The sequence below is a fragment of the Janthinobacterium rivuli genome, assembly GCF_029690045.1.
GTDB lineage: Bacteria > Pseudomonadota > Gammaproteobacteria > Burkholderiales > Burkholderiaceae_D > Janthinobacterium > Janthinobacterium rivuli.
This window is the reverse complement of record NZ_CP121464.1, coordinates 5,123,065-5,135,456: the sequence shown is the minus strand read 5'-3', so window position 1 is coordinate 5,135,456 and position 12,392 is coordinate 5,123,065. Positions and strand designations below refer to the sequence as shown.

At 60.1% G+C, this 12,392-nt stretch carries 12 protein-coding genes; 9 read left to right on the top strand and 3 right to left on the bottom strand.

Annotated features, from left to right (window positions below):
• Window positions 1–116 precede the first annotated feature (116 nt).
• Window positions 117–974 carry an oxidoreductase gene (locus P9875_RS23255; protein WP_278318865.1) on the bottom strand — a complete coding sequence of 286 codons (858 nt, stop codon included), beginning with the start codon at window positions 972–974 and terminating at the stop codon, window positions 117–119.
• A 113-nt stretch (window positions 975–1,087) separates the two neighbouring features.
• On the opposite strand from P9875_RS23255, the gene P9875_RS23250 reads away from it, so the two are divergent.
• From P9875_RS23250 to P9875_RS23225, 6 genes are all read left to right on the top strand, one after another.
• Window positions 1,088–2,077, top strand: a complete 990-nt coding sequence (locus tag P9875_RS23250; protein ID WP_051958973.1) for a LysR family transcriptional regulator — start codon at window positions 1,088–1,090, stop codon at window positions 2,075–2,077.
• A gap of 125 nt (window positions 2,078–2,202) precedes the next feature.
• Window positions 2,203–3,120: a ChaN family lipoprotein gene (locus tag P9875_RS23245; RefSeq protein ID WP_278316725.1), complete on the top strand. Its 918-nt coding sequence runs from the start codon at window positions 2,203–2,205 to the stop codon at window positions 3,118–3,120.
• Between the two features lie 219 nt (window positions 3,121–3,339).
• On the top strand, window positions 3,340–4,008 hold the full coding sequence (gene exbB, locus P9875_RS23240; protein ID WP_278316724.1) for a tonB-system energizer ExbB: 669 nt from the start codon (window positions 3,340–3,342) through the stop codon (window positions 4,006–4,008).
• Window positions 4,009–4,011: 3 nt separating this feature from the next.
• The gene (exbD, locus tag P9875_RS23235) at window positions 4,012–4,437 is read left to right on the top strand and encodes a TonB system transport protein ExbD (protein WP_278316723.1); all 426 of its coding nucleotides are present in this window, start codon (window positions 4,012–4,014) and stop codon (window positions 4,435–4,437) included.
• On the top strand, window positions 4,434–5,213 hold the full coding sequence (locus P9875_RS23230) for an energy transducer TonB (RefSeq protein ID WP_278316722.1): 780 nt from the start codon (window positions 4,434–4,436) through the stop codon (window positions 5,211–5,213). The genes exbD and P9875_RS23230 overlap by 4 nt, the downstream gene beginning before the upstream one ends.
• Window positions 5,214–5,244: 31 nt before the next feature.
• Window positions 5,245–7,503 (top strand): TonB-dependent receptor domain-containing protein, encoded by a 2,259-nt coding sequence (locus tag P9875_RS23225; RefSeq protein ID WP_278316721.1) that lies wholly within the window; start codon window positions 5,245–5,247, stop codon window positions 7,501–7,503.
• A gap of 68 nt (window positions 7,504–7,571) precedes the next feature.
• Here the strand turns inward: P9875_RS23225 and P9875_RS23220 are convergent, their stop codons facing one another.
• Complete coding sequence (locus tag P9875_RS23220; RefSeq protein WP_035821190.1) at window positions 7,572–7,979, bottom strand: PRC-barrel domain-containing protein; 408 nt, start codon at window positions 7,977–7,979, stop codon at window positions 7,572–7,574.
• A gap of 244 nt (window positions 7,980–8,223) precedes the next feature.
• Here P9875_RS23220 and P9875_RS23215 point away from each other — a divergent pair, with 244 nt between their 5' ends.
• From P9875_RS23215 to ftsB, 3 genes are all read left to right on the top strand, one after another.
• Window positions 8,224–9,876, top strand: coding sequence for a CTP synthase (locus P9875_RS23215; RefSeq protein ID WP_035821188.1), 1,653 nt, complete (start codon window positions 8,224–8,226; stop codon window positions 9,874–9,876).
• Window positions 9,877–10,017: 141 nt separating this feature from the next.
• The gene (gene eno, locus P9875_RS23210) at window positions 10,018–11,301 is read left to right on the top strand and encodes a phosphopyruvate hydratase (RefSeq protein ID WP_035821185.1); all 1,284 of its coding nucleotides are present in this window, start codon (window positions 10,018–10,020) and stop codon (window positions 11,299–11,301) included.
• A gap of 61 nt (window positions 11,302–11,362) precedes the next feature.
• A complete protein-coding gene (gene ftsB / locus P9875_RS23205) occupies window positions 11,363–11,686 on the top strand; it encodes a cell division protein FtsB (protein ID WP_035821182.1) in 324 nt (107 codons plus the stop codon).
• Window positions 11,687–11,941: 255 nt separating this feature from the next.
• On the opposite strand, the gene P9875_RS23200 is transcribed toward ftsB, so the two are convergent.
• Entirely contained in the window at window positions 11,942–12,229 is a 288-nt protein-coding gene (locus tag P9875_RS23200) for a hypothetical protein (protein ID WP_035821181.1), read from the bottom strand.
• Window positions 12,230–12,392 lie beyond the last annotated feature (163 nt).

The following is a 12,392-nucleotide window of genomic DNA, read 5'->3' as shown; positions in this document are numbered from 1 at the left end:
TTATTCCTCGCCTGCGTACGCGATATATCAAGGTGGTTTCAAGAATCAGGTACGGAGTAGCCCGCGAATTGTCCATATGGGAAAATTCAGGCATGGCCCACCCCGGTCAAGCTCTGTCAGGCGGGAAAATCCGTAGATGCGGAGAGGTCGCGCCACATATCCATTTCCTGTGCCACAAAGGCGTTTTTTTCGGCAATCGCAGCCAGCGTGTCTGTGCCCATGGGAAGACGCAGTGGTGGATGGGGCGCGTCTGCAAGGCGGAGCATGGCGGCCGCCAATTTTTGGGGATCACCGGGCTGATTGTGGTTCAGCGCCAACGCCTGTTTGCGCACGGCGCCTGAAGTCGCCGCGTAATCGCCAATTTCATCGGGCGCTACGAGCAGCGACGATGCATCCAAGAAATCGGTGCGGAAATAGCCTGGCTCGACGACAGTGGCGTGAATGCCCAGCGGCTTGAGCTCGGTATGCATGGCCTCGGTGATGCCTTCGACGGCAAATTTTGTCGATGAATACACCCCGAATCCTGCCGCAGCCTGATAGCCGCCTATCGATGAAATATTGATCACGTGACCGGAACGCTGCGCGCGCATTGCCGGCAGCACGGCGCGCGTCACGTTCAGCAAGCCGAAGACATTCGTGTCAAACATCCGTCGCACATCCGCATCGCCAGACTCTTCCACGGCAGCCAGCAGACCGAAGCCCGCATTATTGACGAGCACGTCAATACGCCCAAAATGTTCCAGCGCAACGCGCACACCCTGCCTGGTTTGTTCCTCATTCGTCACGTCGAGCGCAAGCGGCAACAACGCGGCGCAGCTGCCAAGCCGCTCGACGATCGCGGCGACGTTACGCCCGGTTGCGACCACCGCATTGCCGTCCGCCAGTGCCGCCTCTGCAATCAATGCGCCGATGCCTCTTGATGCACCGGTGATCAACCAGACGCGCTTGAATTCATGCTGTTGAACGTTATTCATCATTCTGCTCCCGAGGTGTTTAAAGGGCGAATGATAAAAGCAAAAATTAGCATGAACTAGTGGTCAAATGCTAGAATGATAATCAACTAAAACTTGCTAATCATCATCGCTCCATGAATGATATCCGCGCCATTACCATCTTCGTCCGCACGGCAACGCTGGGCAGTCTGCGGCGCGCGGCCATTGACCAGGGCATTTCGCCACAGGCGGCCAGCCAGTCGGTGATCCAGCTGGAAAAATCACTTGGCGTGCGCCTGTTCCATCGGACCACGCGCAAGCTGAGTTTGACGGAAGAGGGCCAGCGCTTGTTCGATAGCGTGAAACCGGCACTTGCCATACTGTCGTCGTCCCTCGACGAAGCGCGCCGGTCCAAGGAAGAGGTCAACGGGATATTGCGCATCAACGCTCCCCGGTCGCTGGGGCTTTCGGTGCTTTGGCAATTTTTTGAATTATTTCAGCAGCATAATCCCAAAGTGCAGCTCGACATCCAGCTCGATGACCAGTTCACCGACCTGGTGAGCGGACGCGCCGATGTGGGTTTCCGGGGAGGGCCGCCGCCTTCGGCAGGGGCGATTGCGCGGCGGCTCATGCCCATCCAGTTGATCGTTTGCGCATCGCCAGACTACATCCAACGCCACGGCGCACCTCAAACGATAGACGAACTGAGCCAGCACAGCTGCACCGGCTATCGGTGGGCAAATACAGGCAAGGTTGCGCAATGGCAGTTTCAGATCGGCGACGAGATTGTGCATCGGGACATCCCGGCAGTCATTTGCGTGAATGACACCGCGATGGAGACACAGGCTGTGTTATCGGGTCTTGGTATTGGACAACTAGGTAGTTTCGAGGCCATGCCACATATCCGCAGCGGCCGGCTTGTGCCTTTGCTCATGCAGCATGTCAGCGAGTGCGGCGCCATCTATATCTATTACGGGCATCGAGCGGAACAGTCACTGCGGGTGAGGACTTTTATTGATTTTATGATCGGGAAACTTGCTGATAACCGTGCTTTTTTCCTGGATCGGTCCGAATTGGCCGCTTCCGTTCCTTTGCTGAAGGCACGTCCTCATGCACAGATCGGGGGCGCCGGGCGCCAGCGTTGATTTTTGCCAGTTGTAAAAAATTTTCATGGCGTGCCGTGCATTGGTTGTAAATGAGAATCATTTCCATTAAAATGCCCGCCAGTAGTTATTTTGCAATGCGTGCTTCCACCCGAAAGGCCATGCCCATGAGATTCCCCCTGTCCTTCGCCGCCGTCCTGCCCGCCTGCGTACTGGCCCTGAGCGCTTGCAGCAGCGTCGCACCCGTCAACGGATCCGGCGCGACCGCCGCCGCGCCCGCTACTGCGCAAGATGTGCGCCAGTTGGGCGAGATCGTCGACCTGCGCAGCGGCCAGCGCCTGAGCGCCGAACAATTGCTGGCCCAGCTGGCCGCCGCGCCGCGGGTCATCGTCGGCGAGCAGCATGACCAGCTCAGCCATCACCAGATCGAGCAATGGCTGTTGCAGCAACTGCAGGGCCAGCGTCCGCAAGGCAGCGTGCTGCTGGAAATGCTGAATCCGGACCAGCAAGCCAAGGTGGACAAGGTCAAGCCGTGGCTGCAGACGGATCCCGTCGTGCGCCCAGAGCACGTGGCCGAGCTGCTGGCGTGGCAGCGTAACTGGAAGTGGGAGCAGTATGGCGACCTGGTCATGACCGTGATGCGCGCGCCGTATCCCGTCTGGTCGGCCAACCTGGACCGCAGCGAAATCAAGCAACTGTTTATCGACAAGCCGGCCGTGCAGGGCAAGCACTCGAACCTGGCCAACGATGCCAAGGTGCATGACAAATTGAAGGACATCATCCGCGTCATGCACGACAACCAGATCGACGAGTCGCGCCTGGCCGCCATGCTGTCGGTGCAGCAGCAGCGCGACCGCCGCATGGCCGAGCGCCTGCTGGCCGCGCCCGCGCCGGCCGTGCTGATCGCCGGCGCCTACCATGCGCACAAGGACCTGGGCGTGCCGCTGCACGTGCAGGACTTGACGGGTGGTGCGGCGCCGCTGGTGCTGGTGCTGGCGCAGCAGGGCGCCACGGTGCTGGCGCCGCAGGCCGATTTCGTCTGGTTCACGCCGGTTGTTGTGCCTGCCGTCGCCAGCGCCAAGTAATTCCTTGTATGTCCGCCGGGCGTTCTGCCTGGCATTCTCCCCCAGCAAGCTCCCCCGCAGCAGCCAGGTAGTCCGTCCGATTTTTTTGCATGCGCGTGCGCGCCGTTGGCGCAGCCATGCCTGTTACCTGTCAAAGTTCTCATGCGTATCTCTTGTCTTAAAGCCGCCAGCTGCGGTGCCGTTCTTTCCTTCTGTCACGCCACCGCGCAAGCGTCCACCTTGCCGCATGACATGTCGCCGCTGGGCATGTTTTTCGCCGCCGACCAGGTCGTCAAAAGCGTGCTCATCGGCTTGCTGGGCGCCGCGCTGGCTACCTGGGTGGTCTTGCTGGTGAAAGGCGCCAGTTTGCTGCAAGCCAGGCGCGCGGCTGCGCAAGCCGTCGCTGTGCTGAAGACGGCGATCTCCTTGCCGGACGCGGCAGCAAAGAGCGGGGCGTCCATGCTGGCGCAGCAGCTGCTCGGCGACGTGCAGCAGGAACTGAAGTTGTCGCACGCCAATGCACCGGCGGCGGCCCTGAAGGAGCGGGCTGGCTTTCGTCAGGAGCAGTGGATCGCGCACAATGTACGCAGCATGACGCAAGGCATCGGCCTGCTGGCCAGCATCGGCGCCGTGGCGCCGTTCGTCGGCCTGTTCGGCACCGTGTGGGGCATCATGAACAGTTTTATCGGCATCGCCGTCAGCCAGAGCACGAATCTGGCGACAGTCGCGCCCGGCATTGCGGAAGCCTTGCTGGCCACCGCCCTGGGCTTGGTGGCGGCGATACCCGCCGTCGTCATCTACAACGTGCTCAGCCGCGGCATCAACCAGTACAAGGCGCAGCTGCGCGCCGCTTCCGCGCAAGTGCTGCTGATGCTGAGCCGCGACCTCGACATGCGTCAGCAGGCCTGAGCCATGGCGTCCCTGTTTCCTTCGTCGGACGACGACACGGCCGACATGCCGGAGTTGAGCGAGATCAATGTCACGCCCTTCATCGACGTGATGCTGGTGCTGTTGATCATTTTCATGGTGGTCTCGCCGCTGGCCACCGTCGACCTGAAAATCGACTTGCCGGCCGCCACGGCCAAGCCCGAACCGCGTCCCGAAAAACCGCTGTTCGTTTCCCTGAAAGCCGACCACAGCCTGTACCTGGGCGAATTGCCCGTGGCGCGCGAGCAGCTGGGCAGCCTGCTCGACGCGCAGACGGGCGGCGACCGCCAGCGCACGCTGTTTTTCCAGGCCGACAAGCAAGCGACATATGAAGACGTGCTGGGCGTCATGGACGCCCTGCGCCAGGCCGGCTATCTGAAAGTGGGCCTGGTGGGCCGGGAGGGCGGGTGAATCCGCGCCCTGTATTGAACTGGGGCATCGCCACGTCGCTGGTGGCGGCCGCCGCGTTGGCGCTGCTGCTGTGGACCAGCTGGCAACCCGTCACCGTGGCGCCCGCCAACCCGGCGGCCAGCGTGATGCTGGTCTTTGCCGCGCAAGCGATGTCGCCGGAAACGCGGGTGGCGCATGCCGTGGGCGCGCGCCAGTCGGCCGCGTCCAGCGCCGCCCGGCCGCCCAAGAGTGCAGTCCGGCAGGAAGCCTTGCCGGTGCTGGCGCGTGCCGCCGCGCCGGACATCGTCGCGGCGGAAAAAGAGGCGAAGGCAGAAACCAGTCCGTCGCCCGATCCCGGCAAGGATGCCGCGAAGGAAGCTGCCGTGCCCGCGCAGGCCAGCAGCAGCGCCACACCGGCGCCAAGCCCCGTGCGCGGTCCGCAGGCGGCGCCGTTCGACAGCGATACGCCGCCCGCCAGCGCGGCGCCGGCCAGCTGGCAAAGCCGGGTGCTCGGCCATCTGGCGCACTTCAAGCGCTATCCGGGCGACGCGCGCCAGCGCAACAAGGCTGGCGCCGCCTGGGTGCGCTTCCAGGTGGACCGCGACGGCAAGCTGTTGGCCAGCGAACTGGTCACCTCGTCGGGCACGGTGCTGCTTGACCGCGAAGCCTTGCAAGTGCTTGAGCGCGCGCAGCCGCTGCCGGCGCCGCCCGCCAGCGTATTGCGACTGGGCACGGTGACGGTCACCTTGCCCGTGTCGTTCAAGCTCGATGCCGGGAACGGTCACGGCGCCAGCTGAATTTTTCAATCACATAACAAATCGAGGGTGTATGCATATCAAGACAATGATGCAGGCCGTGGGCATCTGCATGGCTTTGCTGGCGCAGCAGGCATGGGCGCAACAGGCGCAAGACAGTGGCAAGGTGGAATTTTCGCCGCTGAATGTATCGGGTGAAACGGTTCCCGTGGAACAGCAGGCGCTGGAAAAACCGGGCGCCGTCAGTGCGCGCGGCGCCGATACGCGCTTGCAGAGCGTCGACCAGATCGTGCGCAGCATGCCGGGCACGTTTACCCAGATCGACCCGGCGCAGGGCGCCGTCAGCGTCAACATCCGCGGCCTGTCGGGCCTGGGGCGTGTCAACATGATGGTCGATGGCGTGAGCCAGAATTACTATGGCAGCGCGCCGTCGTCCGTGTCGCACGGCGGTGTGCCCAGCAGCCAGTTCGGCGCCCTGATCGACCCGAACTTCATCATCGGCGTGGATGTGTCGCGCGGCAATGTCGTCGGTGGCGACGGCGTCAATGCGCTGGCCGGCAGCGCCAATTTCCGCACCATCGGCGTCGATGACGTCGTCTTCTCCGGTGAAAAAACGGGAGCGCGTACGAAGATGTCGACCGGCAATAACGGCGTGGGACGCAGCGCCATGCTGGCTGTGGCCATGAAAAACCCCGCCTTCGATGGCGGCAGCGTGGGCTTCATGGCCGCCACCAGCGCTAGCGTGATCGGCAACAACTACAAGAATGCCAAGGGCGTCAACAGCGAGGAATTCGGTTTCGGCTACAACCGCTATTACAAGCAGAAACCCAAATCGCAACTGCTGAAGCTGGATCTCAAATTGAGCGACTTCCATGCGCTGGAACTGTCGGCGCGCGATTACCGCAATACGTTTACGCGCCGCGATATCCAGAGCAATGACTACTACGTGAAATATCACTACACGCCGTTTTCGGAATTGATCGACCTCAATGTGGTGGCCAGCAGCAGCCGCGGCAATCAGAAATACATGCCCGAGGCGCTGACCAATTTCATCAACACGAATGCGGCCAACCGCGCCGACGCCATCGACATCAACAACACCAGCAGTTTCAAACTGGCCGGTGGCGACGCGCTGGTGACCGTCGGCGGCAAACTGATGCGCAATAAGTACAGCAAGCACGTGGAAAGCCTGGTCGATGATCCGGACAATCCGGACGCGAACCAGCAATCGATTGAAAACAATACGTTTGGCCCCGAGGGCGTGCAAAAGATCAGCAGCCTGTATGCGGGCCTGCAATACAACCGCGGCATTGTTCAGGTCAATGCGGGTCTCAACACCACGCACTTTGATTTGACCGGCTACAAGCCCGCCTGCGACCCGCGCGTGCAGTGTTTCCCGCAAGGGGCGAGCAATATTGCGCTCAAGGAGCACGGCATCAATCCTTCGCTGCTCGTTTCCGCGCAAGTGACGCCGTGGTTCCAGCCATTCGCCAGCGCCGAGCGCACCATGCGCGGGCCGAATCCGCAGGAGGTGTTTTTCTCGAATGACGGCGGGGCCTCGATGAATCCTTTCCTGAAGGGCGAGAAAGCGACGACCTACCAGCTGGGTTTCAATTCCAGCTTGCATGGCTTGCTGAGCAAGAATGACGTGCTGAACTTCAAGGCCCTGTATTTCAAGAGCAAGATCGACGGCTATATCACCAGCCAGTCCTTCCTCGTGTGCGACCGCGGCCGCAAGTGCAATATCGCGGAAGTGCTGGCCAACGACTGGCAGAATGTGGATGACTACATGACGAACATGTATATCTACATCAACTCGGCCACGCCCGTGTACTCGCGCGGCTGGGAACTGGAAGCGCAATATCAGCTGGGGCCTGCCTATGCGCGCCTGTCGTACACGCGCGAAACGACGCGCCAGCCCACGTCGATCGCCAGCGCCTGGTTTGGCGCGGCCGACATCAGCGAGCTGCCCAGCGTGTACTACAACCTCGACGTAGGCACGCGCTTGCTGGACAACAAGCTGGAAGTGGGCGCCATCCTCAAGCACACAGGCTCGAACCGCCGCCTGTCGCCGGACAATGAAGCCGATGAAGCGACGGGCGAAGTGCTCAAGGCCGACAATCCGAAGATCCCGGCCGTGATCGACTTGTATGCGAGCTGGCAGGTGACGAAAAATCTGTTCCTGCGCCTGTCCGTGCAAAACGCCATGAACAAGGATTTCTCGGAAGCGCTGAACCGTTTGAACTCGATGCCGTCCCAGTCGCAGGACAACACGCCGCTGAGCACGGCGCGGGGCAGGACGTATGTAGCGGGGCTGGAGTACCGGTTCTAGTCAAACCCAAGTGCAAATACTGGGGTCGTACCCTCAGGGTACGACCCCGGCCCTGCGCTTGGTGTGAATTAATACTCGCGTGGTGTCGTTCCATAATAGCTGTGAATGGAGTTCACCCACGTGGTATCGGCCATGTTCGGCCAGTTATCCGTATCGAAGCCGGGCGCATTTTCAATGCGTTCCTTGTCGACGTTGAGGGTGAAGCGCTTGTTGACGGTGTCGAGCAGCAGCGCTTCCCACGGCACGGCGAACAGCTTTTCGCCGATGGTGAAGACACCGCCGTGCGACATGACGGCATAGGCGATTTTGCCGCTGCGCATGTCGATCATGATTTCCTTGATTTCGCCCAGATGTTCATCCTTGGCGTTGTGCACATGGTCGCCGATCAGGGTGTCGGCACCCATCAGTTCCGGGCCGGGACCTTTGTGGCCGCGGTTGACATACATGCCGTAGGCGTCGCGTTCTTCGTAGCTCATGATGGACCTCCTGTTGAAAATGCCAGTCTGCCGCCAGGGTGCGGCAGGGTCTGTTCGCTCGCCCACACAAAATATGGAATGGGAAATGTTTCAATTCTTCTCATCGCGCGTTTGTTGTGTGTAGACAGCAGGAGGGGGAGGGATAGTCGGTATTTGCCGCAAATTTCCGCGCGCGGGGAGCGACGCAGGCGGGCTTTAGTGTATAATTTCAATTTCCCGCACGTGCCGTTCGGCACCATCTGCAATGACCAAATTTGTCTTCGTCACTGGTGGCGTTGTGTCTTCCCTTGGAAAAGGGATTGCCGCCGCCTCCCTCGCCGCGATCCTCGAATCGCGCGGCCTTAAAGTCACCATGCTCAAGCTCGACCCGTATATCAACGTCGATCCTGGCACGATGAGCCCTATGCAACACGGTGAAGTATTCGTCACCGATGACGGGGCCGAAACCGACCTCGACCTCGGTCACTACGAGCGCTTCATTTCCACTCGCATGAAAAAGGTGAATAACTTCACCACTGGCCAGATCTATGAATCGGTGATCCGCAAGGAACGCCGGGGCGAATATCTGGGCAAGACCGTGCAGGTGATTCCGCATATCACCAATGAAATCCAGGATTACATCCGCCGTGGCGCCGAAGGCTACGACGTGGCCCTGTGCGAAATCGGCGGCACCGTCGGCGATATCGAATCCCTGCCATTCCTGGAAGCGGCGCGTCAGCTGAGCCTGCGCGCCGGCCGCAAGAACACGGCTTTCGTCCACCTGACCCTGGTGCCTTACATCGCCTCGGCCGGTGAACTGAAAACCAAGCCGACCCAGCACTCGGTGCAAAAGCTGCGCGAAATCGGCATCATGCCGAATGCGCTGCTGTGCCGCGCCGACCGCGCCATCCCGGAAGACGAACGCGCGAAAATCTCGCTGTTCTCGAATATCGAAGAGCAGGCCGTCATTTCCGTGTGGGACGTCGACACCATCTACAAAGTGCCGCAAATGCTGCACGACCAGGGCCTCGACAAGATCATCTGCGACGCGCTGGACCTCGATCCGGCACCGGCCGACCTGTCGATCTGGAGCAAGCTGATCTACACGATGGAGCATCCGAAGGCGGAAGTGACCGTCGGCATGGTCGGCAAGTATGTCGAGCTGACCGAGTCGTACAAGTCGCTGATCGAAGCGCTGCGCCACGCCGGCATCCACACGGAAAGCCGCGTCAACATCGAGTACATCGATTCGGAAGAAATCGAAACGACCGGTTGCGAGAACCTGGGCAAGTACGATGCCATCCTGGTACCGGGCGGCTTCGGCAAGCGCGGCGTGGAAGGCAAGATCAAGGCGGCCCAGTTCGCCCGTGAAAACAAGATCCCTTACCTGGGCATCTGCCTGGGCATGCAAGTGGCCCTGATCGAATACGCGCGCAACAAGGCAGGCATGCCGAACGCGAATTCGACCGAGTTCGACCTTGATACGGATCAACCTGTCGTTGCACTGATCAATGAGTGGCAAAACCACGATGGTAAAGTCGAGTTGCGCGATGAAAACTCGGACCTGGGCGGTACCATGCGCCTGGGCGCGCAGACCTGCGCCGTCAATCCGGGCACCCTCGCCGCCGAGATCTACGGCAGCGTGGTGACCGAGCGTCACCGTCATCGCTACGAAGCCAATAATCACTACCTGGCCCGTGTCGAAACGGCTGGCCTGATCGTGTCGGCCCGCACGCCGAGCGAAGACTTGTGCGAAATCATGGAATTGCCACGCACGGGTGAAAATGCCCACCCATGGTATATGGGCGTGCAATACCATCCTGAGTTCAAGTCGACGCCACGCACCGGCCATCCGTTGTTTACCTCGTTCATCAAGGCAGCGCTGGCGCACAAAGAAGCCAACGCCGCTGCGGAATAACGCGGTCGATCGCGACAGTATTACCCGTAAGACAGCTCCCGGCCAGATCGTTCCCGCCGGGAGTTTCTTTGCCCCCTTTGTGCAATTGCGCATCAGAACGCAGTGTGCAGCCCCCTGTTAAGCTTAACTTTGGAGAATGACATGAGTGCTATTGTTGATATTATCGGTCGCGAAATCCTGGACTCGCGCGGTAACCCGACCGTCGAATGCGATGTGTTGCTGGAATCGGGCGTGATGGGCCGTGCGGCTGTGCCGTCGGGTGCCTCGACCGGTTCGCGCGAAGCCGTGGAATTGCGCGATGGCGACGCCAAGCGCTACTTCGGCAAGGGCGTGCTGCAAGCATGCGAAAACATCAATACCGAAATCTCCGAAGCCATCATGGGCCTGGACGCCAATGAACAGGCTTTCCTGGACCGTACCCTGATCGACCTGGACGGCACGGAAAACAAATCGCGCCTGGGCGCCAACGCCATCCTGGCCGTCTCGATGGCCGTTGCCAAGGCTGCCGCCGAAGAAGCGGGCTTGCCGCTGTACCGCTATTTCGGCGGTTCGGGCGCCATGCAGATGCCAGTGCCGATGATGAACGTCATCAACGGCGGCGCACACGCCGACAACAACCTGGACATCCAGGAATTCATGATCATTCCCGTGGGCGCCCCGTCGTTCAAGGAAGCCGTCCGCTACGGCGCGGAAGTGTTCCACACGCTGAAAAAGATCCTGCACAAGAAGGGCCTGAACACCAACGTGGGCGACGAAGGCGGTTTCGCGCCATCGCTGGCCAACCATGAAGAAGCCATCAAGCTGATCATCCAGGCCATCGAAGAAGCGGGCTACGAGCCAGGCACGCAGATCGCCATCGGCCTCGATTGCGCCGCGTCCGAGTTCTACAAGAACGGCAAGTACGAAATGGAAGGCGAAGGCCTGAGCCTGAGCGCTACCGAGTTCACCAACCTGCTGGCGACCTGGTGCGACAAGTACCCGATCATCTCGATCGAAGACGCGATGCATGAAGGCGACTGGGACGGCTGGGCGATTCTGACGGCGGAACTGGGCAAGAAAGTGCAACTGGTCGGCGACGACCTGTATGTCACCAACACCAAGATCCTGAAAGAAGGCATCTCGAAAGGCATCGCCAACTCGATCCTGATCAAGATCAACCAGATCGGCACCCTGACGGAAACCTTCGCCGCCATCGAAATGGCCAAGCGCGCCGGCTACACGGCCGTCATTTCGCACCGCTCGGGCGAAACGGAAGATTCGACCATCGCCGATATCGCCGTTGCCACGAACGCCCTGCAGATCAAGACCGGCTCGATGTCGCGTTCGGACCGCATGGCCAAGTACAACCAGCTGCTGCGTATTGAGGAAGACCTGGGCGACATCGCCAGCTACCCTGGCCGCGATGCGTTCTATAATCTGAAGTAAGCTGATGTAAAACCCACTGGCCGGCCGGAGATATCCGGCCGGTTTGTTAACTGAATACCCCATGCGCCTGATTACGCTCGCCCTGGCAGCCCTGCTGCTGTTGATTCAATTTCCCCTCTGGCTGGGCAAAGGCGGCTGGCTGCGTGTTGCCGACATGGAAGCCCAAGTGGCGGTGGCGAATAAAAAGAATATGGAATTGAAGGCGCGCAACGCCAAGCTCGAATCCGAAGTGCGCGACCTGAAAGATGGGACGGGCGCCGTCGAAGAGCGTGCCCGCTACGAGCTGGGCATGGTCAAACAGAATGAGATTTTCGTGCAGATCGTGCGCAAGGGACAAACCCCGCCACTGCTGGAAACGCCGGTGGACGCCGCTGCGCCACACTGAGTACTGACTACCAACTACTTCCCGCTTGCCAGCCTGGACCGATTGCCAGGCTGACCTGTCACATGACTACTTTGTTACCTTGTACTGCTGCACACGATTGGCCGCATGGCGCGGCGTGCTGCTGCCTTGCTGCTTGCTGATCAGAAACGGGCCTTGCCGGTCGAGATCAGATAAAAATGGATGCTGGTGACCACGACGGCGACAGCGATCAGTGCGGTTTCGAGAAATATCATATAAAAATCCTTTCAGTGTTTTTTATCCGCGCGACGCCAGAAAACGCAGTTCCGAAGCCAGATTCGGCATCAGGTTTTCGTAACGGGCCGCTTCCGAGTTCAGCAGGGCGATGTCGCGCTTGCTTGGGCGCACATAGCGCTGTTCTTCGACGTTGCTGGTGCTGGTGTTCGTGGCGATGACTTCCTTCTGTGCCAGTTCGCTGTATGGCTTGGAAGCGAGCAGGGCGCCGAGGAAGGCGCGCGTGGCGCGGCCCAGGTTGCTGAAGTAGTTGTCGTTGTCGTTGCTGTAGGTGTTGGTAAAAGTGGACATATGCCCTCCATGAATGGTCTGTTGTTGCATTGCACAATAATGGAGTTTGCGATATGCGTCCAATTTCAAATTCCAATTTCAGAAATTCAAGAAACGCATAATAAGGGCGTAGCCATTGGCCACGCCCTGAAAATGAATTTGTTACTAAATGTTTATCCTGCGG